Genomic DNA, 26637 nt, shown 5'->3' with positions numbered 1-26637 from the left:
CCACCCGTCCGCTCCATACGCCCGAGCCGCGAAAGGGCCGACCAGAATGACCGACAACCTCCGTGTGGCCATGATCGGGTCCGGATTCATGGGATCCGCGCACTCGCAAGGGTGGCGCGTCGCGCCCCGCTTCTTCGATCTCCCACGTTCCCCGGAGATGGCGGTGCTCGTCGGCCGGGATGCCGGTCGGGCGGAGGCCGCGGCGTCGAAGTGGGGGTGGGCGGAGACGTCGACCGACTGGCGGTCCACGGTGGAGCGCGACGACGTCGACATCATCGACATCGTCACCCCCGGCGATTCGCACGCGGAGATCGCGATCGCCGCACTCAGGGCGGGCAAGCACGTCCTCTGCGAGAAGCCGCTCGCGAACACGGTCGCCGAGGCCGAGGCCATGGCGGACGCCGCCGAGCAGGCGGCGGCGAACGGCGTCGTCGCGATGGTGGGATTCACCTACCGCCGTGTGCCCGCCGCCACGTTCGCGCGCGACCTCGTCGCGGCGGGACGGCTCGGCGCGATCCGACAGATCCGGGCGGCCTATCGACAGGACTGGCTCGCCGACTCCGACGGGCCGATGACCTGGCGCCTCGACAAGGAACGCGCCGGTTCCGGCGCCCTCGGGGACATCGGCGCACACGCGATCGACCTCGCGGAGTTCATCACGGGACTCCGGCTCGAGCGGGTGGCCGGAACCCTCGAGACGATCGTGTCCGAGCGACCGTTGCTCGGTGAGGGCATCGGGCTGTCGGGGACCGCGTCGACCGAGCGCGGCCAGGTGACGGTCGACGACGTCGCACTCTTCCAGGGCCGCTTCACCGCGCCCGATGGTGGTGGTTTCGCCCCGCTCGGCTCGTTCGAGGCCACCCGCTTCGCGACGGGGCGCAAGAACGCGCTCACGATCGAGATCTCCGGCGAGACCGGTGCGATCGCCTTCGACCTCGAGCGGCTCAACGAACTGCAATTCTTCGATGCGACGGTCCCGGCGACCGAGCAGGGCTTCCGCACGATCTTCGTCACCGAGCCCGAGCACCCCTACCTCGCGCCGTGGTGGCCGGCCGGTCACATGCTCGGTTACGAGCACGGCTTCAGCCACCAGGTCGTCGACCTCATCGACGCCATCGCGGGCACGGGCGAGGCCTCGCCCTCCTTCGGAGACGGACTCCACGTCCAACGGGTGCTCGACGCCGTCGGGCGCAGTTCCAACGCCGACGGCGTCTGGACGCCCGTCCACCCGCACGACCCGCACGAGCACCAGCACGCGTACGACGCACACTGACGGAAAGCGAGCACTCCTATGGCACGACCGATCACGCTGTTCACGGGCCAATGGGCCGACCTCCCGTTCGAAGAGGTCGCCCGCCTCGCCGGCGAGTGGGGCTACGACGGACTCGAGATCGCCTGCTGGGGCGACCACATCGACGTCTCGCGATGGGACGACGCCGAGTACGTCCGCTCGCGGCGCGAGATCCTCGAGCGCAACGGGCTCGAGGTCTTCGCGATCTCGAACCACCTCACCGGCCAGGCCGTGTGCGACGACCCGATCGACGAGCGCCACCGCGACATCCTCTCCGACCGGGTGTGGGGCGACGGCGATCCCGAGGGTGTGCGGCAGCGCGCGGCCGAGGATCTCAAGGACACGGCCCGGTTCGCGGCGAAGCTCGGTGTGACGACCGTCAACGGCTTCAGCGGATCGTCCATCTGGAAGGCCGTCGCGATGTTCCCTCCCGCCTCCGACGATTTCATCGCGCGCGGCTACCAGGACTTCGCGGACCGCTGGAACCCGATCCTCGACGTCTTCGAGGAGGTCGGCGTGCGTTTCGCGCTCGAGGTGCACCCGAGCGAGATCGCCTACGACTACTGGACGGCGAAGGACACGCTCCAGGCCATCGGCCACCGGAAGAGCTTCGGGTTCAACTTCGACCCGTCGCACTTCGTGTGGCAGCAGCTCGACCCCATCGCCTTCGTGCTCGACTTCGCCGATCACATCTTCCACGTGCACGTGAAGGAGTCGGTCACGAACCTCGACGGCCGCAACGGCATCCTCGGCTCGCACCGGCCGTGGGCCGATCCCCGCCGTGGGTGGACGTTCGTGTCCACGGGGCACGGCGCCGTGCCGTGGGAGCCGCTCTTCCGTGCACTCAACTCGATCGGGTACGCCGGCCCCACGAGCGTCGAGTGGGAGGACGCCGGAATGGATCGGCTCGACGGTGCGCCAGAGGCGCTCGCGTTCGTGCAGAGGCTCGCCGCCATCCAACCGCCGACCGCCGCATTCGATGCGGCGTTCTCGACGAAGGACCGCTGAGCGGACGACGCGTCGCTCCGGGGATCGGGTGCCGGATTCCCGCCGCTACGCTGAGCGGTGATGAGCGAGAGCGAAGCGCGTCGGCCGGTGGGCGTCCGCGATGTCGCGCGCCGCGCCGGCGTCTCGACGCAAACGGTGTCGCGCGTGCTCAACGACTACCCGGGCATCCGCGACGAGACGCGGCAACGCGTTCTCGATGCCGTCGCCGCGCTCGACTACCGGATGAACAACGCCGCGCGAGCGCTCGGCACGCGGCGGTCGCGCATCATCGGCGTCGTCGCGTCGGACACCGCTCTCTACGGGCCGTCGGCCGGGATCGCCGCGCTCGAAGCTGCGGCTCGCGAGCGGGGGCGCTGGGTCGCGACCGCCTACGCCGACGCGGACGACGCGGACTCGGTGCTCGCCGCGGTCGGCCACCTGCTGGCCCAGGGCGTCGACGGCATCGTCCTCGTCGCCCCGCACGTGGGGACGCGAGCCGCCGTCGAACGCGCGGCGATCACGATCCCGATCGTCTCGCTTCACGCCGAGCCGGGGGCGCGCCAGGCGGACGGTGCGGGTCTCGCCGTCGCCCACCTCGCGGAGCTCGGACACGTGCGGATCGCCGAGATCGCCGGCCCATCCGATTGGCTCGAGTCGTCCGTGCGGAGTGAGGGGATCGCGGCGGCGGCCGAGCGGTCGGGGGTCGCTGTCGTCGCCCGGTGGGAGGGGGACTGGACGGCCGCGTCGGGTCACGCCCTCGCGGCGGAGATCTCGGCAGCGCTCGCCGCGCCCGCCGCGCCGACGGGCGTCGTCGTCGCGAACGACCAGATGGCGCTCGGGCTCATCGCCGGACTGACGGAACGCGGCATCGCCGTTCCGGGCGTGCTCTCCATCGTGGGCTTCGACGACAATCCCGACGCGGCGTTCTACACGCCGGCGCTCACGACGGTGCGCGTCGACGTGGCGGGCGAGGCCGGCCGTGCCCTCGACGGGGTCCTCGGTGCGACCGGCTCCGAACCGGCCGCGCCCCGCCTCGTCGTGCGCGCGTCGACGGCGGCGCCGCTCGCCTGAGTCGGCGGCGATGCGGGATCTCCGATTCCGCTCTGGCGCCCGCCCGATGTTACCGGTAACATCGGGCGCAGTCGGCGACGGCCGACGCTCGACCTTTCGATGGAGAACGCATGACGAGCCCTGCACCGGCGACGACGCCGGGGATGTCGCCCCCGCACCTCTCGGATCCCGGCATCGCAGCGGCGATCGATGCCGTCAGGGCCGACGTCGCCCGCCTCCACGGAGAACTCGTCCGCTACGGGCTCGTGGTCTGGACGGGCGGAAACATCTCCGGTCGTGTGCCGGGCGCCGACCTCTTCGTGATCAAGCCGTCAGGCGTCTCATACGACGACCTCACGCCGGACACCATGATCCTGTGCGACCTCGACGGCACCGTCGTGCCGGGTACGCCGGGGAGCGACCGCAGCCCGTCGAGCGACACGGCCGCCCACGCCTACGTCTACCGCAACATGCCCGAGGTCGGCGGGGTCGTGCACACGCACTCGACGTACGCCGTCGCGTGGGCTGCTCGTGGTGAGGAGATCCCGTGCGTCATCACGGGAATGGCAGACGAGTTCGGGGGGCCCATCCCGGTCGGGCCGTTCGCGATCATCGGCGACGACTCGATCGGTCGCGGCATCGTCGAGACCCTCTCGGGTCACCGTTCCCGCGCGGTGCTCATGCAGAACCACGGTCCGTTCACCATCGGATCCGACGCCGCCGACGCCGTCAAGGCCGCGGTGATGTGCGAAGACGCCGCCCGCACAGTGCACATCGCGCGCGAGGCCGGTCCGCTCATCCCGATCCCGCAGGACCGCATCGACACGCTCTTCGCGCGCTACCAGAACGTGTACGGCCAGAACGAGCCCGGCCAGAACGAATCCGGCCGGAACGAGTCCGGCCCGGACGAGCCCGGCCCGGACGAGCCCGGCCGGAACGAGCCCGGCCGGAACGAGCACGGCCGAAACGAGCACGGCCGAAACGAGCACGGCCGAAACGAGCACGGCCGGACATCGGAGGAGCAGCGATGAACGCGACTCGAGAGATCGACGTCACGGCGGCGCGGGAGGCGATCCTCTCCGGGCGCACGTCCCTCGGCATCGAGCTCGGGTCGACCCGCATCAAGGCGTGTCTCGTGGGCGAGGACCCGACCGACGTACTCGCGACGGGCAGTCACGATTGGGAGAACCGTTTCGTCGACAGGATGTGGACCTACTCCCTCGACGACGTCTGGAGCGCACTCCAGTCGGCATACGCCGGTCTCGTCGCCGATGTCGAGGGTCGTTTCGGCGTGCGGCCCGAGACCTTCGGCGCGATCGGTATCTCGGCGATGATGCACGGCTACCTCGCGTTCGACGACGAGGACGAGTTGCTCGTCCCGTTCCGCACGTGGCGCAACACGACGACGGGTCGGGCCTCCGAGGAGCTGTCCGCGTTGTTCGGAGTCAACATCCCCTTGCGCTGGTCCGTCGCGCACCTGCATCAAGCCGTGCTCGACGCCGAGCCCCACGTGCCCGACGTCCGCTTCGTGTCGACGCTCGCCGGCTACGTGCACTGGCGACTCACGGGGGAGAAGGTCATCGGCGTCGGCGACGCCTCCGGGATGTTCCCCATCGACTCGACCACGGTCGCGTACGACGCGGACTTCGTCGCCCGCTACGACCGGATCGTCGAGCCGCTCGCTCCGGGACTGCGGCTCGCGGAGGTGCTGCCGACCGTGCTCGCCGCCGGACGCCCCGCCGGCCAGTTGACCGCCGACGGGGCAGCCCTCCTCGACCCGAGCGGTTCCCTCCGGCCGGGCGTCCCGTTCTGCCCTCCCGAGGGCGACGCGGGCACGGGCATGGTCGCGACGGGAGCCGTCTCGCCGCGCACGGGCAACGTGAGCGCCGGGACGAGCATCTTCGCGATGGTCGTCCTCGAGCGACCGCTGCAACACGCGCACGCGGAACTCGACGTGGTGACGACGCCCGCCGGGGATCCCGTCGCGATGGTGCACTGCAACAACGGGGCGAGCGAACTGGCCGCGTGGGTCGGGCTCTTCCGTCGCTTCTCGGAGGTGACGGGCACGCCCGTCGACGCCGACACGGCGTTCGAAGCGCTCTTCCGTGAGGCGCTCGGCGGAGAGGCGGACGCCGGCGGGCTGCTCGCCTACAACCACCTCGCGGGCGAGCCGATCGCCGGCCTCGACGAGGGGCGCCCCCTCGTCGTGCGCGCCCCCGATAGCCGGTTCACGCTCGCGAACTTCATGCGCGCGCAGGTCTACGGCGTGTTCGGGACCTTGAGCCTCGGCATGCGTGTCCTCGCCGACGAAGGCGTCGTCCTCGACACGATGTTCGCGCACGGCGGGGTCTTCCGCACGGCCGGTGTCGCGCAGCGCTTCCTCGCCGCCTCGATCGATGCCCCGGTCGCCGTCATGCGGACCGCATCGGAGGGCGGGGCGTGGGGCATCGCCGTCCTCGCGTCGTACCTCACGGCGGCGGAGGGCGGGCAGTCGCTCGGCGACTACTTGCGCGATCGCGTCTTCGCCGGGGCGGCGATCGACACCGCGAAGCCCGAGGCGGACGACGTCGCCGGCTTCGCCGCTTACCTCGAACGGTACGAGGCCGGGCTCGCGATCGAACGGTCGGCCGTCGGCGCTCTCTGAGTCGCGCACCGTCGAGGCATCCCCTCCGCCTCTCTCCCCCCCCCCCCCCCCGCAGAAACGTCGGAACGACAGGAAGAAGAACCCATCATGCCCGCACGCACGACCTCGTTCGAGGCGCTCGAGATCTGGTTCCTCACCGGGAGCCAGGGCCTCTACGGCGAGGACACCCTCCGGCAGGTCGCGGAGCAGTCGCGGCGGATCGCCGCGACGCTCGACGACGGGGACATCCCGGTCCGGATCGTGTGGAAGCCGGTCCTGACCGACTCGGCGTCGATCCGTCGAGCGATGCTCGACGCGAACAGCGATGACAACGTCATCGGTCTCATCGCGTGGATGCACACGTTCAGCCCCGCGAAGATGTGGATCGCGGGACTCGACGCTCTCCGGAAGCCGTTGCTGCACCTCCACACGCAGGCGAACGTCGAGCTGCCGTACGCGGACATCGACTTCGACTTCATGAACCTCAATCAGGCCGCCCACGGCGACCGGGAGTTCGGGTACATCCAGACGCGACTGGGCGTGGCGCGGAAGACCGTCGTCGGGCACGCCACGAACCCGCGCGTCACAACCGAGATCGCGACGTGGAGCCGGGCCGCCGCAGGCTGGAACGCGTCGCAGAACATGAAGCTCGCGCGCTTCGGCGACAACATGCGCTACGTCGCCGTCACGGAGGGCGACAAGACCGAGGCCGAGCACCGCTTCGGGGTGCAGGTCAACACGTGGTCGGTCAACGAGCTCGCGGCGGCGGTGGACGCGGTGCCGTCCGACGCCGTCGACGCCCTCGTGGCCGAGTACGAGGAGCTCTACGACGTCGCCCCCGAGCTCCGGCGCGACGGGGAGCGGCACACGTCGCTGCGCGACGGAGCGGCGATCGAGCTCGGCCTGCGCGGGTTCCTCGAGGAGCGAGGGTTCTCCGCCTTCACCACGAGCTTCGAGGACCTCGGCTCCCTCCGGCAGCTCCCGGGTCTCGCCGTTCAGCGGCTCATGGCCGACGGCTACGGCTTCGGAGCCGAGGGCGACTGGAAGACCGCGGTGCTCGTGCGCGTCGCGAACGTCATGGGCGCTGGGCTCCCGGGAGGCGCGAGCCTCATGGAGGACTACACGTACGACCTCGTCGACGGGTCCGAGACGATCCTCGGCGCCCACATGCTCGAGGTGAGCCCGACCCTCACGACGGCCCGACCGAGTCTCGAGGTGCATCCGCTCGGGATCGGGGGCAAGGACGACCCGGTTCGGCTCGTCTTCACGGCCGACCCCGGGAGCGCCGTCGTCGTGGCGCTCTCGGACGTGCGAGACAGGTTCCGTCTGACGGCGAACGTCGTGGACGTCGTCGAGCCGCGTGCTCCGCTCCCGAACCTGCCCGTCGGACGCGCGGTCTGGCGGCCGCGACCGGACTTCGCGACGTCGGCCGCGGCCTGGTTGACGGCGGGGGCCGCCCACCACACGGTGATGTCCACGGCCGTGGGCATCGAGGCCTTCGAGGACTTCGCCCGCATCGCGGGCGTCGAGCTCCTCGTGATCGACGAGTCGACGACGCTCCGCGCCTTCGAGCAGGAGGTGCGCTGGAACGCCGTCTACCACCGCCTCGCCGACGGCCTCTGAACCGCCGCGTCCAGCCAGCCGCCTCTTCCTGCTCCGCCGGGAACATGCGAGCGGACGGGGAAGGGGCCGGTCGGTAGCCGCTCCTGGACGGAGTGGAGGACGCCGCTGACGAGGACTGTGGATGCTCGCGGTCGTCCCGATCCTCACCGCCGCCGTCCTGCTGACGTGGCCGCCGGGGGTCCGGCGGCGCATCGCGATCGGCGCGACGCCGAAACGGCGCCACCACGATGGCAGTCTCACTGCCCTTCTCGCGTCTTCCTCGTGAGCGTTCACGGACGACTCCGCGGTCTCCCGATCAGTGGTCGGCGTCGAGGATCGCGTCGAGCAAGCCGGGGAAGCGCGCGTCGAGGTCGTCGCGGCGGAGCGACAGCGTGCGGTTGCGGCCGTTCGGCACGCTGCGGATGACGCCGCCCTCGCGGAGGACCTTCATGAGGTGGGATTTCGTCGACTTCGGCATGCTCGGATCCCACGGCACGCAGTTGACAGCGTCGAGCGGCCCGACGCGCAACTCCCGCGCGATCGCGAGTCGCTCCGAGTCGCTCAGCGCGAAGAGGACGCCCTCGAGCGTGATGTCGTCCCGATCCGGGTGGGGGAGGTCGATCGCTGCGGGCACAGTTCGACAATAGTTGAACTCACGGCACCAGGGGAGTACCGTCTCATCGTTCGAAGATTCTGGAACGGTAGGAGACCCATGACCACGCCATCGCTGCGTCGCACCGCTCGACATCGGACGGGCTTCGCGCTCGCGGGAGGAGCCGTGATGCTCATGATGGCGGGCGCGAGTGCGCCGTCGCCGTTCTACCCGCTCCTCCAGGAATCACTCGGGCTCGCGCCGTCGATCATCACCCTCGTCTTCGCCGTGTACGCGGTCGCGCTCCTCGTCGCCCTCCTCACCGCGGGGTCGCTGTCCGACCACGTCGGTCGGCGTCCCGTCGTGAGCGGTGGTCTCGTGCTCCTCGCCGTCAGCGTCGCCCTGCTCTGGTCGGCCGACTCGGCTGCAGTGCTGCTGGTGGCCCGCACTCTGCAGGGTCTCGCGAGCGGCGTGCTGCTCGCCGCCCTCTCGGCCATGATCGCGGACCTCGCCGATCCCGGTCGTCCCTCATCGGCGGCCGTCCTCAACTCCGTCACTCCCATGGCGGGGCTCGCGAGCGGGGCGATCGTATCGGGTCTCGTTCTCGAGGCCGACGAGACTCACGCGCTCGCCGTCGTGTTCGGTGCGCTCACGCTGATCTACGCGGCCCTCGCCGTCGTCGTCTGGGTCGTGCCCGAGACGTCCGCCCGTGAGCGGGGGTGGCTGCGGGCGCTCCGTCCGCGGGTCGCCGTGCCCGCGCCGGCGCGCCGGCTCTTCGCGATGAGCGTGCCCGTCATCCTCGCCGGATGGGCGACCGGCGGGCTCTTCCTCTCGCTCGGAGCGAGCATCGTGCGTGTGGTCCTGCATGTGGACGGCCATGCTCTGCAGGGGCTCACGATCGGCGTGCTGCCAGCGGCCGGCGCGATCGCCGTGCTCGCCCTCCGCAATCGTCCGTCGCGTGTGACGACGATCTACGGGGCGGTGGCGCTCGCTGTCGGCACGCTTCTCAGCATCGTCGCGCTCGCGTCGGGCTCGTACACGTTCTACCTGCTGGCCGTCGTCATCGCGGGGTCGGGATTCGGGCCGGCGTTCATGGGCGTCGTCGGTACCGTCATCCCGGCGGTCGCCGTGCACGAGCGCGCCGAGATGTTTGCGTCCCTCTACACCGTGTCGTACCTGGCCTTCGGGATTCCTGCCGTGATCGCCGGAGTGCTGACGCCCGTCATCACGCTCGCGGTCATGGCCACGATCTACGGTGCGTGCGTCGTGGTGCTGGCGGCGTCGGCCGCGGTCTTCCGGGTCCGTGCCGCGGCCTGATCCGGAAGTCGCCGCCGTGCCGCGCCGCCTCGGCGGAGGCGCTCAGGCGGTGGCGTGGGCCAGGTGCGCCTCGCACCGTGCGAGCAGATCACCCCGACGGGCGCCCGCAGCGCGCGCGCTGTCCATGACGCTGCGGCCGGTGCGGCTCTGGGTCGTGACGTCGAGCTGCGGGCACGCGAACATCACGTCGTAGAACGGTGCGAGGGTCGTGTCCGAGAAGGTGGTCATGCGACTGAGGGCCTGCATGGGCGTGCCGTAGCGCTGACCGGAGCACAGATTGACGTCCGCTCCGCCGTCGATGAGGCGCTGAAGGAGAGCCGGCTCGGTCGCGAAATCGTGCTGCATCGCCGAGAGGAGCGTGTGCAGGGCGTTGACGTGGTCGCCCGTCTCTGCCGCAGTGTCGGCCCCGTCGTCGATGAGCCGATTCGCGATCGCGACGCGTGCAACGGGGTCGGCGTTCTTGAGCGCGTACATGAGGACCGTCGTGCCCGTACTGTCGGACCATCCCGCTTGTTCCGGCTGGTAATCGGCGAGAAAAGCGCGCTCGCTCTTCCGGGTGGTGCGGAACACAGTGGGATACGTCATGGTTCAGTCTCGCAGGTTTACAGCCGCAACCCGCCGTGGCGGCCGTTTTCGGGAAAACAGAGGCGCGCGCGTGATGCAGCTCTGCGTGGCTGGTCAGCGCGGAGCGGGAACCGCTGTGCTGAGGGCGTAGCGCCGAGCGGCTTCCGGACGGGGACCGTCTCGCTTCCTCGAAAGGGGAGCGACCCGCAAGGGGCTGCGGAGTCGCGAGCGTGTCCCGAGACTGGAACCATGACTGACACCGGTATGCAGGCGTCGTCGACGCACCTCAGTGCGCGTGGACCGCTCAGCGCCTCCCTCCTTCACATCCTCGATGGCCGACCGGACGACGTCGGTCCCGTCACGTCGTGGCACGACGCCGTCGACGAGGCGATCGCGGCCACGAGCGACGTCATCGTCGACGACGACGTGCAGTTCACGCTCTTCCTGCTCTACTCGCTCCACACCGGCGGGCTCGTCGACCCCGGCGGTGTCTGGGAGTGGAACGGCGACCTGCTCGCGGGTCGTGCCCGGCTCGAGGCCGCCTTCGAGGCGCGGTTGCGCGAGGTCGTCCCGATGCCCGACCTGCCTCCAGCGGAGAGCGGAGCGGTGGCCGCGACGCTCTTCGAGCTCACGAAGCCGACTCCGGGTCCGAGCCTGTCGCGCTACCTCGCGCGGAAGGCCACGCTCGAGCAGGCCGTCGAGTTCCTCAAGCAGCGCACGGTCTACACGCTCCGCGAGGCGGACCCCCACTCGTGGGCGATCCCGCGGCTCCACGGACGCAGTAAGGTCGCGCTCGTCGAGATCCAGTCCGACGAGTACGGAGCGGGGCGGCCCGATCGTCAGCACGCCGCGATCTTCGCGCGCACGATCGAGGGCGTCGGTCTCGACGCCACGTACGGCGCCTACCTCGACGAGATCCCGGCGATCACGTTCGCGTCGCTCAACCTCATGTCGATGTTCGGACTCAACCGCCGGCTCCGCGGCGCGACCGCCGGGCACCTCGCGGCATTCGAGATGACCTCCTCCATCCCGAACACGTCGTACGGGGACGCCTTCAAGCGGCTCGGTTTCGGCGAGGACGTCACCGAGTACTTCGACGAGCACGTCGAGGCCGACGCCGTCCACGAGCAGATCGCGGCGCACGACCTCGCGGGTTCCCTCGCCGAGGACGAGCCGGACCTCCTCGCGGACATCCTCTTCGGCGCGAGCGCCGGGCTCTACGTCGACGGCCTCCTCGCCGATCACATCCTCGAGGCGTTCGAGGGCGGTCGATCGTCACTGCGGGCCGCATGAGGAGCGCGGGTGTCCCGGAGGGCGGACGGTCCGCCCGCGTCGGCCGTCGGTTCGACGCGGAGTACGTCCTGCCGCTGCGCTGGAGCGAGGACGAGGAGACGGAGGACGGCTCGCTCGAGTTCGCGGCCTATCTGCGCCGACTCGACGCGTGGATCGATGTGACCGTCGTCGACGGCTCCGATCCCATCGTCCGCGACGCCCACCGGAAGCGCTGGGTCGACGAGGCGCGACCGACGGGGCTGCGGCTCCTCCCCGTCGAACCGTGGCCGGGGCGCAACGGCAAGGTCGCCGGTGTCATGACCGGGATCCGCCGATCACGCCACGAGCGCGTCGTGATCGCGGACGACGACGTGCGCTACGACCGCGACTCCCTCGCGCGCGTGCTCTCGAGGCTGCGGGACGCCGACGTCGTGCGCCCGCAGAACGTGTTCCAGCCGCTGCCGTGGCACGCGCGCTGGGACACCGCGCGCTCACTGCTGGCACGCGCGACGGGCGGTGACTTCCCCGGGACATTCGCGCTGCGCCGCTCGACGATCCTCCGTGCGGGCGGCTACGACGGCGACGTCCTCTTCGAGAACCTCGAGATGCTTCGCACCGTGCGAGCCATCGGCGGTGTCGAGGCGCGAGCCGACGACGTCTTCATCGAGCGCCGCCCGCCCACGACGCGTCGCTTCCTCGAGCAGCGCGTCCGCCAGGCCTACGACGAATGGGCGCGGCCCGGTCACCTCGCCGTCGAGCTCGCGCTCGCCCCGCTCCTCGTCTCCTCGCTCCGGTCGCCGTCGCGGTTCGTCGTCGCGGCGGTCGTCGTCGTCGCGATCGCCGAGGTCGGGCGGAGGAGGGACGGCGGCCGGGCGGTCTACCCGCCGTCGTCAGCGCTGTGGGCGCCGGTCTGGCTGCTCGAGCGCGCCGTCACGAGCTGGCTCGCCGTCGGCGCCCGGCTCCGCGGCGGCGTCCCCTATCGTGGGAGGCGGCTGCCGACGGCGGCCCACTCGGTCCGCAGCGTGCGCGCGCGGATCGCTCAGGAGTCGGAGGTCCACCGTGTCGCGTGACGCCGATCCCGTGAGGATCTCGCCCTACCCCGACGGCCCCCTCATCGTGCGGGGTGACGTCGTCATCACGGGACCGGACGGCGAGGACATCGTGCCGACGCGCCGCACCGTCGCGTTGTGCCGCTGCGGCGTCTCGACCATCAAGCCGTGGTGCGACGGCACCCACAAGCTCGTCAACTTCCGGACCGAACCACCGGCGCCCGAGTGAGCGATCACGACGACCAGCCTCTCGACAGAACGGTGCAGGAGCGGGCGGCCGAACGCACCCGGGAACTGCCGGGCGCCGAGCTCACGCATCCCTTCGGACCCGATTGGGACGTCTTCAAGGTCAGGGACCGCGTCTTCATGCTGCAGACGGTCGTCGCCGGCGAAGCGATCGTCATCCTCAAGGCAACGCCGGAGGACTCGCGCAGTCTGAGGGAGGCGCGGGAGGACATCACCCCGGGCTACCACATGAACAAGCGGCACTGGATCACGCTCCACCCCGGCGGCGATCTCGAGCCGTCCTTCGTCGACGAGCTCGTCACCGAGTCGTACCTCCTCGTCGTCGAGAAGCTGCCGAGGAGTCGGCGGCCCGTCGACCCCGACGTCTTCGCCCAGCCGTCGCGCGGGTGAGAGTCACCCCCGCGTCACGCGATGTCCCTGGAATGGGGGCGACCGCAGGTGCCCGGCAGGAGTAGCGTGGCGACCGGTCCTCGAGGGCGTCGCCCTCTCACGAGCTCTGCATCGGTGCCGAGATCGAACCCCCCTGTGCCGCCCCGACCCGGTAGTGGAGTTCTCGTGTCTCTCACAGTCACGCCGTACGGCGAGCGCAAGTTCGGATCCGGGCGCGCCCGCCCCCGCATCCGCGAGGTCTACGACTCGACGTCCGGGTGGCGCGACAGCTCCGAACCGGGCATGCGCCTCGACGCTTCGACAGCCCGCCAGTTGCTACGCCGCGGCTTCACGGCGGTGCGGGTGCGTTGGCGCCTCCGCACGGTGGAGATCATTCTCCGGCGGTACCTGGGGGAGTGAGGCCCGGGCCGTCGATCTGGCGGGAGATTCGGCGTCGTCGTGTGTGGATCGACCTCAGCGGACGCTGCTCCGGCGCCCGTGCAGCAGGGCCGCCGCGAGACCGACGAGAAGGAGCGCGAGGGCCACGAGGAGCGCTGCGGCCGGTTCGGTTCCCGTGACCGCGAGGCCGTCTCCCGCGTCCGCACCGGAGTCGGGCCCCGACGGTGCCGAGCCGTCGTCACTCGGGTCCGTCGGGTCGGTCGGGTCCGTCGGGTCCGTCGGGTCCGTCGGGTCCGGGGTCGGCGTGGGCTCGCCGGGGACCTCCGCGAGCGTGCAGACGATCGTGCCCTCGCGCAGCGAGAACCCGTCCGTCCCGTTGTCATCCGACCAGACGACGGGCTTCACGCCATCGGCGCACTGATCGTTCGGAGCGATCGCGAAACCCTCGTTGTTGACGTTCGGCATCTCGGCCGGGCGCTCGACCACGAGGACGACACCGAAGGCGCCGGGGGCGGCGGCAACGCTCACGTCGGCGGCAGGAGCCGCTGGTGCGGCCGGCTCCACGTCGAGGATCGCCGAGCGGCCGTCGCACGTGTCGTCGCACACGGCCCAGAGCAGGTCCGTCGCCGGGTCGTACTCGAGGTCCATGATGCTCGGGAATCCGCTCGCGATCGTCGCGATGCGCCGGAGGTCCGAGGAGTCCTGGTCGAGCGCGTACACGTAGAGCGAACCGGTCGCCTCGAGTCCCACGACGAACAGCCCGCCGCCGTGACCCGGGTAGTCGGCCGGGTCGTAGAGCGCACCGGTGCTCTCGTCGACGAAGCCCTTCGCGACGAGGTCGGCGTCGGGGATCCACGTGATGCCCTCGAGACCGGCGTTCGCGCCGATCGTCGGGACGTCGGTGGCGAGGTCGGCGGCGAGGTTCCACTCGCGGTCGGCCGAGAACTCGGTACCCGTCGCGGAGACGTCGTAGCGGATGATGGACGGCCGGCTCGTGCCGGAGACGTCGTTGTTCCGCTCGGTCGAGACGAAGATGCCTCCGGCCGAACCGGCGTCGGTCAGCGCGACGCCCTCCGCGTCGACGTCGCCCGTGCCGTCGGCGTAGTGGAGCGGCTTGCCGGACTCCCAGCCGGGCTCGGTCGACGGCGCCCACTGTCCGGCCGTGTTCTCGAGACGGTAGAGCGTGCCGGGCCCGTTCTTCACGGCCCAGAGCGTATCGGCGCCTGTTCCGGCGTCGGTGTCCTCGAACACGAGGCCGCTCATGTTGCTGCCGAAGTAGCCGGCCTCGTCGACCACCGAGACGGACTCGCCGCCCGGCCACGGTCCCGTGACGAGGTCGCCCTCGCACGCGTTCGGCTCGCCCTTCGTCGGGGCCGTGGTGAGAGCGAACTCGCCCGTGCCGTCGGGGCAGCGTCCGTACGTCGTCGCGGCGTGCTCGGTCCACGAGTACGCGTCGACGAGCGTGACCCCGTCCGCGGCGAAGAGCCGGGCGGAGTCGGCACCGCCGAGGCCGAAGCCTCCGTCGACGTCCACGTCGATCGCGAGGTGGGCGCCGGCGTCGAGCGTCGTCCCGGCCGGGATCGCGAACGTGCGTGCGTCGTTGTCGTCCTTGAGGATCATGCCCGAGACATCGACGGGGGTGGCGCCGTTGTTGACGATCTCGATCCAGTCGACGGGGTCCCCACCGCTCGACTCGACCTCGTTGATACGCACAGGCGAGCCGCAGTCATTCACGGACGCCTTGGTCACGGAGGTCATGAGGACGAACTCGCCGGTCGCGTCGGGGCAGCGCCCGTACGAGGTCGCGGCGTGGCCTTCCCATGCGTGCTCGTCGACGAGCGTCACGCCGTCCGGGGCGAAGAGGCGCACGGCGTCGGAGGCGCCGAGGCCGTAGCCGAGCTGCGCCTCCTCCACGATGAAGAAGCCACCGGCCGCGATGCTCGTCCCCTGGGGCAGCACGCTCACATGGGTGTCGTCGCTGTCCTTCACGATCCACCCGCTCAGGTCGATCGCCGCGGTCGTCGGATTGATGAGCTCGACCCAGTCGCCCGGTGTCCCGCCGTTCGACTCGATCTCGTTGATGCGCACGTCGGTGCCCTCGGGCGTCGGCACGACATTGGCCGCACCCTTCGTCGGCTCCAGGGTCTCTGTGAAATCTCCCGTGCCGTTGGGGAAACGGCCGTAACTCGTGGAGGCGTGCGCCGTCCAGGAGTACTCGTCGACGATCGTCGTGCCGTCGGTGTCGAAGAGACGGACGGAGTCCGCGCCCCCGAGACCGAAGGTCATCTCCGGCTCGCCCACGACGAGGTATCCGCCGGGCGCGATCGGCGACCCCGCGGGGATCACGAACGTGTGGGTGTCGTCGGCGTCGCGGATGACGAGGCCGGTCGCGTCGACGGCGACGCGTCCGGTGTTCGTGAGCTCGATCCAGTCACCCGGCTCGCCTCCGCTCGACTCGATCTCGTTGATGACGACGGCGTCGGCCGCGTCGAGCGAGCAGGCGTTGGCCTCACCGCGGGTCTGGGCGACGGTGAGGACGAAGTCACCGGTGCCGTCGGCGCAGCGACCGTAGCTCGTCGCGGCGTGGTCGGTCCAGGCGTAGCTGTCGACGAGGGTCGTGCCGTCGGCGAGGTAGAGGCGCGCGGTGTCTGCACGACCGAGGCCGAAGGTCATCTCGGGCTCGCCGAAGACGAGGAAGCCGCCCGGCTCGATCACGGAACCCACCGGGAGGGCGTCCGTGCGCTCGTCCTTGTCGTCCTTCACGATCCACCCCGACACGTCGACGGACGTCGTGCCCGTGTTCGTGAATTCGATCCAGTCGCCCGGGACGCCGTTGCTCTGCGCGATCTCGTTGATGCGGATAGGGGAGGCCTCAGCGGCCGTCGCGGCGGGGGCGGAGGGAGCGACCGCGAGAGCGGCGAGGAGCGGGACGGAGACCGCGAGCGCGGTGAGCGCGCGCTCGGATCGTCGGGGGGTTCTGCGCATGGGGGTGCCCTTCGAGGCGGAGCGGAGGTGAGGCCTCGTCGAGTCTGGCTGCGCCGGGCGAACCACAGGTGAACGGGAGAAGAACGCTGCCTCGGGCCCGCCCGGGCGCCGCCATCGAGTGCGATCGTCAGATGTCGAGCACGCGACGCAACCAGGCGATGCGCGACCGCCGTGCCTCGCGGGAGATGGTCGCATCGGCGAAGAGCGCGTCGAAGCCGTGCACGCCGCCGTCCCACACGTGGAGATCCGCTCGGCCCCCGGATGCCCAGATACCGGCGGCGTACGCCACGTCCTCGTCCCGGAAGACCTCAGCGCTGCCCGCATCGATGTAGGTCGGCGGAAGGTTGGAGAGGTCGCGTGCAAGAGCAGGGGAGACGTACTCGGTGATCTCGTCAGTGGGGATGCCGTCGAGCAGGCTCGACCAGGCGAACGTGTTCGCTTCGCGCGACCAGATCCCCGGCCCAGAGAACTGGCGGCTCGAGAGCGACGCGTTGCGATGGTCGAGCATGGGGCACGCGAGCACTTGCGCGGCCACATGCACCTCGTCGCGGTCACGTGCCAGCAGCGTCACTCCGGCGGCGATCCCCCCGCCCGCACTCATCCCGGCGACCACGATGCCCGACGGGTCGATGCCCAGCTCGGCCGCGTGCCCCGAAAGCCATCGCAGCCCGGCATACGCGTCCTCGACGATGGTCGAGCCTCTCACCTCGGGAGCGAGCCGGTATTCGATCGTCGCGACGACGACGCCGAGGTCGTCCTGCCACTCGAGTGGGACATCGAGTTGGGCGAACCGGTCGCCCATAACCATGCCGCCGCCATGCAACCAGTACACGCACCGGTTCGGTGTCCGAGACGACGATTGCGCGTCGTCATCACGACGGGAGATGACGGTGAGCGCGAGTTCATGACCATCGTCGGCGGACACGGTGATCTCGCGGCGGCTGACGTCCCGGTTCGCGAGGAGGGGTTCGACGGGAGCCGAGGAGTATGGGCGCACGAGGGGAAGGGTCTCGGCGTCGAGAACGGCCATCGGCGGAAGCGCGACGAGGAGCGCGGCGAGGCCGGGATCGACGGGCGGACGCGGGATCGCGGCAGACGGCAGCACGACGTCGGCGGGCGGGAGCGGATCGGATGCGCTCATCAGAACGCCGCCTTCCCGCGAACGGGCGTGAGGTCCGTGTACGTCGCTTCTCCGACGAGCAGTCCCTGGAAGCGAGCGACGATCGCCTGCGCGGCCTCGCCAGCGAAGATCCGATGGTGGTCCTCGACCGAGGTCCATCCTTCGATGATGTGCGCGACGTCGGGGTCGGAGGTGGACCGGCTCACGAGGTACACGACGCAGTACTCGGTGGAGCCGGGATTGCCCGGCTCCAGCCCGGACAGGAGCAACTCGACGAGCTCATCTCCTCGTCCCGGCAGTGCGGTCATGGTGGATGAGAAACCGTAACCGACCGTGGCGGGCTTCGGTGCCGTGGCGGGCGTGGGAGTGGGGTCAGGGGTGCGAGCGGGGGGCGTCGTCATGATGAATGGTCCTTTCGAGAGATGAGGGAATCGGGGAGGTGGTGATGCGGGACGGTGGGAGATGGCGTGCGCATGGCAGGAACGTGAAGCGGTGCGGAGATCACAGGTCGTAGCCGCCCGAGACCTCGAGGTCTTGCGCCGTGACCCAGCGCGCCTCGTCCGAGGCGAGGAACGCGATGACCGACCCGACGTCGTCCGGCTCTCCGATGCGTCCGAGGGCCGTGCGTTGCGCTTGCGGTTCGATGAGCTCCGGGAAGCGGGCGAATGCGTCGTCCCCGAGGCGCGTGCGCGTCACGCCCGGTGAGACCGAGTTGACCCGGATGCCGCGCGGGCTCAGTTCCTTCGCGAGGTACCGCGTGAGCACGACGAGCCCTCCCTTCATCGAGCCGTACGCGGAATAGCCCGGCGTGAGCCCCTTCGTCGTGGTGGAACTGCTCGTCGTGTTGACGATCGCGCCGCCGTCCTCGAGCAGGGGGAGGAGTGTCTGTGCCAGGAAGAACGGGCCCTTGAGCAGCACGCGGTGCAGCCGGTCGTAGACCTCCTCCGTCGTCTCCTCGAAGAGCGCCATGTGTCCGAAACCGGCGTTGTTGACCAGGGCCCGGATCGTCGTCGTGCCGAACGACCGGGCGAGTTCCGTCGTCACGGCGTCACGAAAGGCCCCGAAGGTCGCCGACTCGCCGATGTCGAGGGGGAGAGCGACGGCCGTCCCGCCGAGCCCCCGGATCGCCTCGATCGTCTCGTCCGCTCCCTCCCGGTGGCGGTTGTAGGTGAGGATCACGCCGAATCCGCGCCGCGCCAACTCGGTCGAGGCCGCTTGCCCGATCCCCGCACTCCCACCGATCACGATTGCCACATTCATCGTCTTCTCCTGTCGTCCGAATCGCGATGTCTTCGCCATGTCCAGGTAAGCAGCGGCAGCGAGGGCGTCCCAGCCCGATCCGACCGCCCTATTGCACGATCCTGCTCGGGAAAGGAGAATCGTGTTCTGAAGCGGCGCGGTGATGATTGACTGTCCGCATGACGGACACGAGCAGCGGCTTCGACGAACTCCGAACCCTCATCGCGCGCCACGGTACGGCGACGCCCGTCGCCATCGGAGAGGCGGCGGTGATCTCCCGCGTCGAGGAGACCGGGCCTCCCGCCTTCTCGACGACGGGCACGGTCTTCGTCCTCATGGCCCAGGGCGAGAAGCGACTGGCGGTCGGGGAACTGGTCCACGTCTACGGTGCCGAGCAGAGCATGATCGCCTCCGTCGACCTCCCCATCACGGGGCACTTCACGCGAGCGAGTCGCAGGGAGCCGGCGCTCGGCTTCGCGCTCACGCTGCGTCCGGCGCTCGTGGCCGAGCTCCTGCTCCATCCCGCGGCCGGTCGGCTGCCTCGGCTCTCCCGCGGTGCGCCTGCTCCCGGGATCACTGTCGGAGACCCGTCGGTCGAGCTCGTCGACGCCGTGCTGCGGATGGTCCGACTCATCGAGCGGCCGGACGATCTGGCCGTGCTCGCACCTCTCGTCGAGCGGGAGATCCTCTGGCTCCTCGTGCGCGGTCCGCTCGGCACGGCCGTGCGGCAACTCGGTCTCGCCGAGAGCACCGTGAACCGCGTCGGCCATGCCGTCCAGTGGATCCGCGACCGCTACGCCGAACCCCTCAGCATCGAGGAGCTCGCGGAGGTCGCGATGATGAGTCCGTCGGCGTTCCACCGGAGCTTCCAGGCGGTCACAGCGATGAGCCCGATCCAGTTCCAGAAGCAGCTCCGTTTGCAGGAGGCCCGCGTCCGGCTCCTCGCCGATCCGCGCGACGTCGCGGGTGCTGCCCATGCCGTCGGGTACGAGAGCGCGTCGCAGTTCAGTCGCGAGTACCGGCGCCGCTTCGGGGCTTCCCCGTTGCAGGACGTCGCCGGCTTGCGGCAGGGCGCCGGGGCACGCTGAACGCCCCGTCGCTCCGGTGTGCGACCGGAGCGACGGGGCGTTCAGTGGTCGATCAGCGGGTGGAGCGGGTCGCCCGGCGCTGCCGGCCGGCGGCCACCGTGAGCGCGACCCCCGCGAGCAGGGTGAGAGCGCCGAGGACAGCGGGTGCCGAAGTCTCGGAACCGGTCACGGCGAGAGGCTCCCCTGATCCGCCGGTCTCACCGGAACCGGATGCCCCCGAGTCGCCGTCGCCGGACCCGCCGGAGCCGCCGGAGCCGCCGGAACCGTCGGTGCCGTCATCGGAGTCGGTCGGGCTGGAAGGGGTCGGTACCGGATTGTCGGTCGGAGCGGGGCTCTCCGACGGAGAAGGGCCGTCCGTCGGCGCCGGTGTCTCCGACGGGCCCGGGGTCTCCGAGGGTCCCGGCGTGGGAGGCGTGGGAGTGGGGGTCGGCTCCACCACGACCGGCGTACCGACGGTGGGGCACGCCTCCGGCACGGTGATCACGTTGGTGTCGAGCGTCACAGCGCCCTCCAGCGCGAGGAGGCGACCCGTGATGGTCGCACTCGTCGTCGCCGAGATGGACTGCTGGGCCAGGATCGTGCCGGCGAACTGAGCGGCGCCACCGATCGTCGCGGAGCTGCCGACCTGCCAGAACACGTTGCACGCGCTCGCACCGCCGGAGAAGGTCATGATCGTCGCGGAACCGATCGTCAGCGAGCTCGCCGCCTGGATGACCCACACGGATTCGGCCGAGCCCGCGAAGGCGAGCGCGCCCGTGTCCGCGAGATCGATCGCGCCACCGGAATAGACGCCCGGTGACAGCGACCGACCGTTGAGCTGAGTGACTCCGCTCTCCAGCGGAGTGAGCGACGCCGCGACGTTGTACGCCGTGTTCGCGTCCCCTTGCGCCAGAGCCGCCGGCTCATCGTTGATGTGGAGCTCGCCACCGACGATGGTGCCCGGGCCTTCCGTGAAGCCCGTCACCGAGGTGCCCGGGCTGAGACCGACGTCGCCGTTGACGACAGTCGGTCCGGTGTTCGTCACCGTCTCGTCGGCGAGTACACCGTACGTACCGGCGGAGCCGAGATCGACGGGGCCGTCGATGACGACATCGGCGCTGGCTGCGGAGCCGAAGGACAGCGCGAGGACGGTCACGAGACCGACGCCGAGACCGAGACCGAGAGTGGCCGTCGAGCGGCGGAGAGCGGGGGGACGGATGGAGCGGGCCATGGTGGCACCTGACTGAGAAGAGGAGGCACCAGAATGGACGCACCCGAGCGCCTGTGTGTTCCCCGTTGACCTCTGACTACACCCGGGGGTGGTCCTCCGCAAGAGCGCGAGTGGTTCCTGGCAGTGTGCCCGGCGCTCTGGTGCCGCTCGTCGCTCCGTGCAGGCAGGCGGTATTCCGCCGTCCCCCTGTCCAGCGGCGTCCTCCGCCCGCGAGCGATCGTCCCGAACTGGGGGTGCTGTGGTGTCCGCAGTCGGCGGTCGTGCCCCGGCGGCCGGGTCGGACTGGTCGATCCTCGCACTCCTGGATGACGAGCGATCGTGCAACCGCCCCATCCCGCTCCGAGTCGCGGGTGCATCATGGATCGCATGGGTTCCATGAACGTCGACGGACAGACCTACGACTTCGAGGACCGGTTCCTCGCGCACGTGCAGGTCGTCCTCGCTCAAAAGATGCGGCGTCGCGAGAGCTTCCTCCTCTCCTGGACCTCGCCGTCCTACGAGGAGGCGTACGGCCGGGTCTCCGTGTGGATCAGTCCGGCCGCCATCGTGAGCTTCCGCTTCTCCGGATCGCGGACCGCCGCCCTCAACCACGCGTGGCTCGAATCGATGGTCACTGCGACTCACTCCACTCGGGGGCTCGATCTCGACGTCCAGCGCGAACCCGTCGAGGGGTCACCGGCCTCCGAGTGATGCTGCCCGGCCGCGCGGTCGACGCCTCGCCAGCAGTGCGGCCCCTGGGAGAAGCTCGCGTCGTGCGGAACCGAGTGCACGGACCGCTTCGGCGTCATGTTGCTTCTCAACATCACGGGCGCCGCGGCCTGACACCGACGACGCGCCGTGATCCGGCCCGGGGATCCGCACCACGGACGCCGCGGGGTGATCGATCGACGTGCGTCAGGGGTGTCGGCGCCCGTGCTGACGAGAGCGGCCGGCCAGGACCGCGAGGGCGAGACCGAGGGCGACGAGCGCCGCCGCGGTGGCGGCGAGACCCGACGTCCCGCCCACCCCGGTGGCGGCGAGGTCGCCCGGTGCCGGAGCGTCGGCCCCGGCGCCGGGGCCGTTCGGCCGTGCAGGAGGGGTGGGGCCGGACGCCGCGTCGGCGGTAGGCACGATTACGACGGCGCGCGTCGTGTTGCCCGCACGGTCGGTCGCGGTCGCGCCGACCTCGCCGCCGCCCGCCGCCGCGAGTCCCCGGACGTCGACCGGACCCGTGTACGGCTCGGCGGCGGCCCCGCCCACCGCCACGTCGAGGGACAGGAGACCGGAGAGCGCATCGCCGGCGTCGATCGTCACCGTTCCCGCGTCGAGGGTCGCCGCGATCACGGGGGCGGTGCGGTCGATCCCGAAGGTTGTGGCCGTGTCGACTTCGGCGATCGCGAGCCGGGCGTCCGCGTCCGGCGCCGCCTCGAGGAGCGACGGTGCCAGCGCGAGCGGCGCGTCCGCGACGGCGACCGTCCCGCTCACCGCCACGAGTGCCGGGGGAGCGACGCGTGCCTCGACGCTGTGTTCGCCCTCGGCCTCGATGAGCGCCTCGGTCGTCCGTGTCCAGTCGGCGTCGTCGATCCGGAGGTCGAGGGGCGCGTCGACAGTGAGCCCCGTGAGGTCGACCGTGGCGGAGACGGAGACGTCGCCGCGGAACCAGCCGGCCACGCCCGCGTCGCCGGCGAGTGCCACGGTCGGGTCGGCGGACAGGGTATAGGTGGTCTCGCCGAATTGCGCGGCCGCGGGTAGCAAGCGTCCCTCGTGGTCGAACACCGCCTGGTTCTCCCACGCGTTGCCCGACGCGGGGTCCTCGGGGTCCCACCCGGCGCCCTCGACGGCTGTCCACGCCGGCTCCCAGTACACGGCGCCGAGGCCTCGTCCTCCGGGAGCGGAGGCGACGACGTCCTGGACGGCGCGGAAGGCGGCGGACTGGCCCTCGGCTGTGGCCGGGTACCCCGCTACGAGCTCGGAGGGGAGATCGATGACGTCCTCCCACGCGAGCTCCGGGTGATCCTCGAGCGTCCACGGGTAGGCGGTCTCGACGACGAGCACGTCGCGGTCGTAGCGGTCCGATAGCGTCGAGACGGCATTCTGCAGGTCGGCGAGCGACCCGTGCCAGTAGCCGTAGTACGACAGGCCGATGAGGTCGAACGGCACGGCGCGCGCCACGACCTCGTCGAACCACCACGTGAGCCCGCCGATGCCGTTGTTGATGTTCGTGAGGTGGAGGATCACGCGCGTGTCGGTGTCGACAGCCTTCACGGCCTCCGCGCCGGCGGTCAGGAAACCGGCGAGCGCATCCCATTGGGCGCCCGACACGTCGTCCGTCGGATCGACGTCCCACGTCTGGCCGAGCGGCCACAGCATGCCCGGGTTGATCTCGTTGCCTACCTGGACGTAGTCCGCCGTCATGCCGTCCGCTTCGAGAGCGAGTAGCACTTCGGTCGTGTGCGCCGTGACGCGCTCGGTGACGGCGGCGGCGTCGAGACCCAACCACGCGGCGGGCATCCCCTGCGCTCCCGGGTCGGTCCACCGGTCGGAGTAGTGGAAGTCGACGAGCAATTCCATCCCGGCGTCCACGATGCGCCGGGCCGATGCCACGACGTCGTCCACGTCGTTGTATCCGTCGGCGGGATCCACCCACACCTTCAACCGGCCGACGTTCGCCCCCGACTCCGCGAGGGCGTCGATCGGATCGACGGGCGCTCCGATGGCGTCCGCGTAGCTCCCCCCGAGATCCTCGTTCTTCGCCACGCCGGAGAGGTCGGCGCCGCGCACGACGCGCTCGCTGCGGCCCGCCGTGAACGACGCGCCGTCGATGCTCGCCCAGGATCCGGCCGATCCCGTCGTCCGCAGCCCGACCGTGCACGACCCGCCGGAGACGTAGGCGGAGACCTCGAGTCGCAGCCACGCGCCATCCGCCTCCGTAGACGGGACCGTCGTCTCGCCGTCCAGTCCGCAGCCGGTCGTCGTGAGGGCGCTCGCGGCGAGACCTCCGCCCGAGACCGCGTCGACCGCGAACGTCCACCAGCCGTCCGAGAGACCGGTGACGGTCTGCGTCGTCGCCACGGCCCCGTCGGCCTCGAGCCAGTGGGTAAGGCGTGTTCCCGACGTTCCGCCGCTCTCGGTCTTCGCGCCCCCCTCGGCCCCGGAGACGGACCAGCCGTCGAGACCGTCCTCGAAGTCGGCGTTCACGAGCCCGCCGTCCGCTGCAGAGGCCGGAGTGATGGTCATTGGGGTGATCGCGATGAGCGATGCCGCCGCGAGGGCGAGCGCCATGTTTCTCACGCCCGCCGTCTTCGGCTGCGGCGGCGTGCGATGGATGGGTGCGGTCATGTCCTCGTCCTCCTTGACGATGAGCGGTGGTGCGGGGTGGTGAACGGTGGTGCGGGGTGCTGCGGGGTGCTGCCGGGTGCTGCCGGGTGGTGAGGGGTGCGCAGCGTTACGACGCGATCGGGGAGCGCACGACGCGGACGCCGGCCCCCGGGACGACGACGCCCGAGACTGCCTCACCGGTGACCGCGTCGACGCCCGTGACGTCGTCGACCGCGACGTCGGCGTCGCCGTGGTTGGCGAGGAACACGAAGACCTCGTCGTCGGTTCGACGTTCGACGCGTTCGACTCCGGCCACGTCGTGCGCGGGCCTCGAGGGGACGCCGGCCTCGGCCAGCACCCGCTCGAGGACAGCGCCGAGGGCGTCGGCGTCGAGCGCCGTCGAGACGTACCAGGCCGAGCCGGCGCCGTAGGTGTTGCGCGTGACGCCGGCGCGGCCGGCGGCGGGCCCGTCTCGGAACGTCGCGATCGCTTCGGCACCCTCGAGCACGACGTCGTCGGCCCACACGGATCCGACGGAGCCGTCGTCGAGCGCCGGCCGCTCCTCGGCGTGCAGGGGGAGGAACTCGTCGATGCGCAGTCCGAGGACCTCGCGCAGGCCGCCGGGGTACGGGCCGTCGGGTACGGCGTCGTACTCATCGACGATCCCCGAGAAGTACGATGCGACGAGTCGGCCGCCCCCCTCGACGACTCCGCGGAGGTTCGCGGCGGACACATCGTCGAGGAGATAGGACGCCGGCGCGAGCACGACGTCATAGTCCGAGAGGTCGGCGTGCGGGTGGGCGAAGTCGACGGGGACGTCGCGGCGCCACAGTTCCGTGTAGAAAGCGACGACACGCTCGCGGTGATCGAGGTCGACCGATGGACGCCACTCGAGATCCTGCGCCCAGAAGGACTCGACGTCCCAGAGGATCGCGACGCGAGCGGGCACCGTCCCACCCATGATGTCGGCGAGTCCCCCGAGCGTCGTACCGAGAGCCTCGACTTCGCGCCAGATCCGGGTCGTCCTCCCGCCGTGCGGGAGCATTGCGGAGTGGAACTTCTCCGCACCCGATCGCGACGCCCTGAACTGGAAGAAGAGCACCGCGTCGGCGCCGCGGGCGACACTCACGAGCGAGTTGCGCGCGAGTTCGCCCGGGCGCTTGGCGATGTTGCGGGGCTGCCAGTTGACGGCGCCCGTCGAGTGCTCCATGAGGATCCACGGGCGGCCACCGGCGAAGGATCGCGTCAGATCGGCGTCGAGGGCGAGGAGGACGTGGTTGTCGGCGCGTTCCGCCACGAGGTAGTAGTCGTTGGCCACGATGTCGACCTCGCGGCTCCACTTCCAGTAGTCGATCGACGGGCAGTTGCTCGACATGAAGTTCGTCGTGACGGGAAGGTGCGGCGTGTGCCGTTTGATCGCGTCTCGCTCGGCGACGAAGCACTCGAGCAGGGCGTTCGAGGTGTACCGGGCGAAGTCGAGGCGGTGCGCCGGATTCACGACGCTCGCCGACGTCCGGGGGGCGTCGATCTCGTCCCACTCGCCGTAGCGCTGCCCCCAGAAGGCGGTGCCCCACGCGGTGTTGAGCGCGTCGAGGGTGCCGTAGCGGGACCGCAACCAGCGACGGAAGGCAGCGGAGGACGCGTCGGAGTAGCACTCGCTCACGGGAGCGCCGTACTCGTTGTGGACGTGCCAGAGCACGAGGGCTGGGTGATCGGCGTAGCGGGCAGCGAGGGCGTCGGCGATCCGGGTGACGGCAGCGCGATAGGCGCTCGAACTCGGGCTCGCCATGCCGCGGGAGCCGTGCCAGAGCGTGAGCCCGTCGCGGGTCACGGGGCGTGCCTCGGGGTGCGCCTTCCAGAACCAGGCTGGGGGAGCGGCGGTCGGCGTGCCGAGGTCGACGGCGACGCCCGCCTCGTGCAGGAGGTCCATGACCTCGTCGAGGAACGAGAAGTCGTACTCGCCCTCGCGCGGCTCGAGGAGTGCCCACGAGAAGATCCCGATGCTCACGAGCGAGACGCCGGCGTCCTTCATGAGGGCGATGTCCTCGAGCCAGACGGACCGGTCCCACTGCTCCGGGTTGTAGTCACCACCGAAAGCGATCCGGTTCGTTCCGGGGATCCACCCGGAACGAATCGGGGCGATCTCCGCTGCGGGGCCGTCGTCGGTCGACGCCTCGGCCGTCGTGTCGGTCGGTCGGGTGGGGGCGTGAGTCGTCATCGTTCTCCTAGGCTGTGCTCGGTCCCAGTTCTAACACAGCCCGGTGCGCAGGCCAAGGGCTGAAAGCCACTTGTTGACAGCCAAAGAACGATGTGGATTACTTGAACCGCTCACAGCAC

At 70.6% G+C, this 26637-nt stretch carries 23 protein-coding genes and 1 pseudogene; 15 read left to right on the top strand and 9 right to left on the bottom strand.

Annotation, left to right across the window (positions count from 1 at the left end; genetic code table 11):
• The first annotated feature begins 46 nt into the window (after positions 1-46).
• From ELQ90_RS10240 to ELQ90_RS16625, 7 genes and pseudogenes are all read left to right on the top strand, one after another.
• Positions 47-1273, top strand: coding sequence for a Gfo/Idh/MocA family protein (locus ELQ90_RS10240; protein ID WP_208020623.1), 1227 nt, complete (start codon positions 47-49; stop codon positions 1271-1273).
• Positions 1274-1291: 18 nt separating this feature from the next.
• The gene (locus ELQ90_RS10235) at positions 1292-2299 is read left to right on the top strand and encodes a sugar phosphate isomerase/epimerase family protein (RefSeq protein ID WP_128495144.1); all 1008 of its coding nucleotides are present in this window, start codon (positions 1292-1294) and stop codon (positions 2297-2299) included.
• A 60-nt stretch (positions 2300-2359) separates the two neighbouring features.
• Positions 2360-3349, top strand: coding sequence for a LacI family DNA-binding transcriptional regulator (locus ELQ90_RS10230; RefSeq protein WP_128495143.1), 990 nt, complete (start codon positions 2360-2362; stop codon positions 3347-3349).
• 143 nt (positions 3350-3492) lie between these two features.
• Positions 3493-4194 (top strand): annotated as a pseudogene (locus tag ELQ90_RS10225) (L-ribulose-5-phosphate 4-epimerase); the annotation flags it as partial.
• 161 nt (positions 4195-4355) lie between these two features.
• The gene (locus tag ELQ90_RS10220; RefSeq protein ID WP_128495142.1) at positions 4356-5972 is read left to right on the top strand and encodes a xylulokinase; all 1617 of its coding nucleotides are present in this window, start codon (positions 4356-4358) and stop codon (positions 5970-5972) included.
• Positions 5973-6059: 87 nt separating this feature from the next.
• The gene (araA, locus tag ELQ90_RS10215; protein ID WP_128495141.1) at positions 6060-7574 is read left to right on the top strand and encodes an L-arabinose isomerase; all 1515 of its coding nucleotides are present in this window, start codon (positions 6060-6062) and stop codon (positions 7572-7574) included.
• Positions 7575-7695: 121 nt separating this feature from the next.
• On the top strand, positions 7696-7839 hold the full coding sequence (locus tag ELQ90_RS16625) for a hypothetical protein (protein WP_166408981.1): 144 nt from the start codon (positions 7696-7698) through the stop codon (positions 7837-7839).
• A gap of 30 nt (positions 7840-7869) precedes the next feature.
• On the opposite strand, the gene ELQ90_RS10210 is transcribed toward ELQ90_RS16625, so the two are convergent.
• Positions 7870-8187, bottom strand: coding sequence for an ArsR/SmtB family transcription factor (locus tag ELQ90_RS10210; protein ID WP_128495140.1), 318 nt, complete (start codon positions 8185-8187; stop codon positions 7870-7872).
• A 78-nt stretch (positions 8188-8265) separates the two neighbouring features.
• Between ELQ90_RS10210 and ELQ90_RS10205 the strand changes: the two genes are divergently transcribed.
• On the top strand, positions 8266-9462 hold the full coding sequence (locus tag ELQ90_RS10205; RefSeq protein ID WP_128495139.1) for an MFS transporter: 1197 nt from the start codon (positions 8266-8268) through the stop codon (positions 9460-9462).
• A 42-nt stretch (positions 9463-9504) separates the two neighbouring features.
• Here the strand turns inward: ELQ90_RS10205 and ELQ90_RS10200 are convergent, their stop codons facing one another.
• A complete protein-coding gene (locus tag ELQ90_RS10200; protein WP_128495138.1) occupies positions 9505-10047 on the bottom strand; it encodes an ankyrin repeat domain-containing protein in 543 nt (180 codons plus the stop codon).
• A 228-nt stretch (positions 10048-10275) separates the two neighbouring features.
• Here ELQ90_RS10200 and ELQ90_RS10195 point away from each other — a divergent pair, with 228 nt between their 5' ends.
• The 5 genes from ELQ90_RS10195 to ELQ90_RS10175 all read left to right on the top strand — a co-directional run bounded on the left by ELQ90_RS10195 (position 10276) and on the right by ELQ90_RS10175 (position 13382).
• Positions 10276-11319, top strand: a complete 1044-nt coding sequence (locus tag ELQ90_RS10195) for an iron-containing redox enzyme family protein (protein WP_128495137.1) — start codon at positions 10276-10278, stop codon at positions 11317-11319.
• Positions 11316-12368 carry a glycosyltransferase family 2 protein gene (locus tag ELQ90_RS10190; RefSeq protein WP_128495136.1) on the top strand — a complete coding sequence of 351 codons (1053 nt, stop codon included), beginning with the start codon at positions 11316-11318 and terminating at the stop codon, positions 12366-12368. The genes ELQ90_RS10195 and ELQ90_RS10190 overlap by 4 nt, the downstream gene beginning before the upstream one ends.
• Positions 12358-12576 (top strand): CDGSH iron-sulfur domain-containing protein, encoded by a 219-nt coding sequence (locus ELQ90_RS10185; RefSeq protein WP_128495135.1) that lies wholly within the window; start codon positions 12358-12360, stop codon positions 12574-12576. Before ELQ90_RS10190 ends, ELQ90_RS10185 begins: the two co-directional genes overlap by 11 nt.
• The gene (locus ELQ90_RS10180; protein WP_128495134.1) at positions 12573-12983 is read left to right on the top strand and encodes an MmcQ/YjbR family DNA-binding protein; all 411 of its coding nucleotides are present in this window, start codon (positions 12573-12575) and stop codon (positions 12981-12983) included. Before ELQ90_RS10185 ends, ELQ90_RS10180 begins: the two co-directional genes overlap by 4 nt.
• 165 nt (positions 12984-13148) lie before the next feature.
• Entirely contained in the window at positions 13149-13382 is a 234-nt protein-coding gene (locus tag ELQ90_RS10175) for a hypothetical protein (RefSeq protein ID WP_128495133.1), read from the top strand.
• Positions 13383-13436: 54 nt separating this feature from the next.
• Here ELQ90_RS10175 and ELQ90_RS10170 read toward each other — a convergent pair whose 3' ends face one another.
• From ELQ90_RS10170 to ELQ90_RS10155, 4 genes are all read right to left on the bottom strand, one after another.
• On the bottom strand, positions 13437-16346 hold the full coding sequence (locus ELQ90_RS10170; RefSeq protein ID WP_166408979.1) for a lamin tail domain-containing protein: 2910 nt from the start codon (positions 16344-16346) through the stop codon (positions 13437-13439).
• 127 nt (positions 16347-16473) lie between these two features.
• Positions 16474-17487 (bottom strand): alpha/beta hydrolase, encoded by a 1014-nt coding sequence (locus tag ELQ90_RS10165; protein WP_128495131.1) that lies wholly within the window; start codon positions 17485-17487, stop codon positions 16474-16476.
• Positions 17487-17867 carry a putative quinol monooxygenase gene (locus ELQ90_RS10160; RefSeq protein WP_208020622.1) on the bottom strand — a complete coding sequence of 127 codons (381 nt, stop codon included), beginning with the start codon at positions 17865-17867 and terminating at the stop codon, positions 17487-17489. Before ELQ90_RS10160 ends, ELQ90_RS10165 begins: the two co-directional genes overlap by 1 nt.
• Before the next feature lie 100 nt (positions 17868-17967).
• Entirely contained in the window at positions 17968-18726 is a 759-nt protein-coding gene (locus ELQ90_RS10155; RefSeq protein WP_128495130.1) for an SDR family NAD(P)-dependent oxidoreductase, read from the bottom strand.
• 158 nt (positions 18727-18884) lie between these two features.
• Here ELQ90_RS10155 and ELQ90_RS10150 point away from each other — a divergent pair, with 158 nt between their 5' ends.
• A complete protein-coding gene (locus ELQ90_RS10150; RefSeq protein WP_128495129.1) occupies positions 18885-19793 on the top strand; it encodes an AraC family transcriptional regulator in 909 nt (302 codons plus the stop codon).
• A gap of 52 nt (positions 19794-19845) precedes the next feature.
• On the opposite strand, the gene ELQ90_RS10145 is transcribed toward ELQ90_RS10150, so the two are convergent.
• Positions 19846-21003: an ice-binding family protein gene (locus tag ELQ90_RS10145; protein WP_166408977.1), complete on the bottom strand. Its 1158-nt coding sequence runs from the start codon at positions 21001-21003 to the stop codon at positions 19846-19848.
• A 366-nt stretch (positions 21004-21369) separates the two neighbouring features.
• Between ELQ90_RS10145 and ELQ90_RS10140 the strand changes: the two genes are divergently transcribed.
• Positions 21370-21693 (top strand): DUF7882 family protein, encoded by a 324-nt coding sequence (locus ELQ90_RS10140; RefSeq protein WP_128495127.1) that lies wholly within the window; start codon positions 21370-21372, stop codon positions 21691-21693.
• A 204-nt stretch (positions 21694-21897) separates the two neighbouring features.
• Here ELQ90_RS10140 and ELQ90_RS16810 read toward each other — a convergent pair whose 3' ends face one another.
• Both ELQ90_RS16810 and ELQ90_RS10130 read right to left on the bottom strand, forming a co-directional pair.
• Complete coding sequence (locus tag ELQ90_RS16810) at positions 21898-24321, bottom strand: glycoside hydrolase family 53 protein (RefSeq protein WP_208020621.1); 2424 nt, start codon at positions 24319-24321, stop codon at positions 21898-21900.
• Between the two features lie 106 nt (positions 24322-24427).
• On the bottom strand, positions 24428-26518 hold the full coding sequence (locus tag ELQ90_RS10130) for a beta-galactosidase (RefSeq protein ID WP_128495126.1): 2091 nt from the start codon (positions 26516-26518) through the stop codon (positions 24428-24430).
• Positions 26519-26637 lie beyond the last annotated feature (119 nt).

It is taken from the genome of Labedella phragmitis (assembly GCF_004078635.1).
GTDB lineage: Bacteria > Actinomycetota > Actinomycetes > Actinomycetales > Microbacteriaceae > Labedella > Labedella phragmitis.
This window is presented reverse-complemented; position numbering and strand designations above follow the sequence as displayed.

What these genes read in the sequence shown, in the direction of transcription:
- ELQ90_RS10240 (WP_208020623.1), top strand. Translation starts at nt 47, where the DNA reads ATGACCGACAACCTCCGTGTGGCCATGATCGGGTCCGGATTCATGGGA.
- ELQ90_RS10235 (WP_128495144.1), top strand. Translation starts at nt 1,292, where the DNA reads ATGGCACGACCGATCACGCTGTTCACGGGCCAATGGGCCGACCTCCCG.
- ELQ90_RS10230 (WP_128495143.1), top strand. Translation starts at nt 2,360, where the DNA reads ATGAGCGAGAGCGAAGCGCGTCGGCCGGTGGGCGTCCGCGATGTCGCG.
- ELQ90_RS10220 (WP_128495142.1), top strand. Translation starts at nt 4,356, where the DNA reads ATGAACGCGACTCGAGAGATCGACGTCACGGCGGCGCGGGAGGCGATC.
- araA (WP_128495141.1), top strand. Translation starts at nt 6,060, where the DNA reads ATGCCCGCACGCACGACCTCGTTCGAGGCGCTCGAGATCTGGTTCCTC.
- ELQ90_RS16625 (WP_166408981.1), top strand. Translation starts at nt 7,696, where the DNA reads ATGCTCGCGGTCGTCCCGATCCTCACCGCCGCCGTCCTGCTGACGTGG.
- ELQ90_RS10205 (WP_128495139.1), top strand. Translation starts at nt 8,266, where the DNA reads ATGACCACGCCATCGCTGCGTCGCACCGCTCGACATCGGACGGGCTTC.
- ELQ90_RS10200 (WP_128495138.1), bottom strand. Translation starts at nt 10,047, where the DNA reads ATGACGTATCCCACTGTGTTCCGCACCACCCGGAAGAGCGAGCGCGCT.
- ELQ90_RS10195 (WP_128495137.1), top strand. Translation starts at nt 10,276, where the DNA reads ATGACTGACACCGGTATGCAGGCGTCGTCGACGCACCTCAGTGCGCGT.
- ELQ90_RS10190 (WP_128495136.1), top strand. Translation starts at nt 11,316, where the DNA reads ATGAGGAGCGCGGGTGTCCCGGAGGGCGGACGGTCCGCCCGCGTCGGC.
- ELQ90_RS10170 (WP_166408979.1), bottom strand. Translation starts at nt 16,346, where the DNA reads ATGCGCAGAACCCCCCGACGATCCGAGCGCGCGCTCACCGCGCTCGCG.
- ELQ90_RS10165 (WP_128495131.1), bottom strand. Translation starts at nt 17,487, where the DNA reads ATGAGCGCATCCGATCCGCTCCCGCCCGCCGACGTCGTGCTGCCGTCT.
- ELQ90_RS10160 (WP_208020622.1), bottom strand. Translation starts at nt 17,867, where the DNA reads ATGACGACGCCCCCCGCTCGCACCCCTGACCCCACTCCCACGCCCGCC.
- ELQ90_RS10155 (WP_128495130.1), bottom strand. Translation starts at nt 18,726, where the DNA reads ATGAATGTGGCAATCGTGATCGGTGGGAGTGCGGGGATCGGGCAAGCG.
- ELQ90_RS10150 (WP_128495129.1), top strand. Translation starts at nt 18,885, where the DNA reads ATGACGGACACGAGCAGCGGCTTCGACGAACTCCGAACCCTCATCGCG.
- ELQ90_RS10145 (WP_166408977.1), bottom strand. Translation starts at nt 21,003, where the DNA reads ATGGCCCGCTCCATCCGTCCCCCCGCTCTCCGCCGCTCGACGGCCACT.
- ELQ90_RS10140 (WP_128495127.1), top strand. Translation starts at nt 21,370, where the DNA reads ATGGGTTCCATGAACGTCGACGGACAGACCTACGACTTCGAGGACCGG.
- ELQ90_RS16810 (WP_208020621.1), bottom strand. Translation starts at nt 24,321, where the DNA reads ATGACCGCACCCATCCATCGCACGCCGCCGCAGCCGAAGACGGCGGGC.
- ELQ90_RS10130 (WP_128495126.1), bottom strand. Translation starts at nt 26,518, where the DNA reads ATGACGACTCACGCCCCCACCCGACCGACCGACACGACGGCCGAGGCG.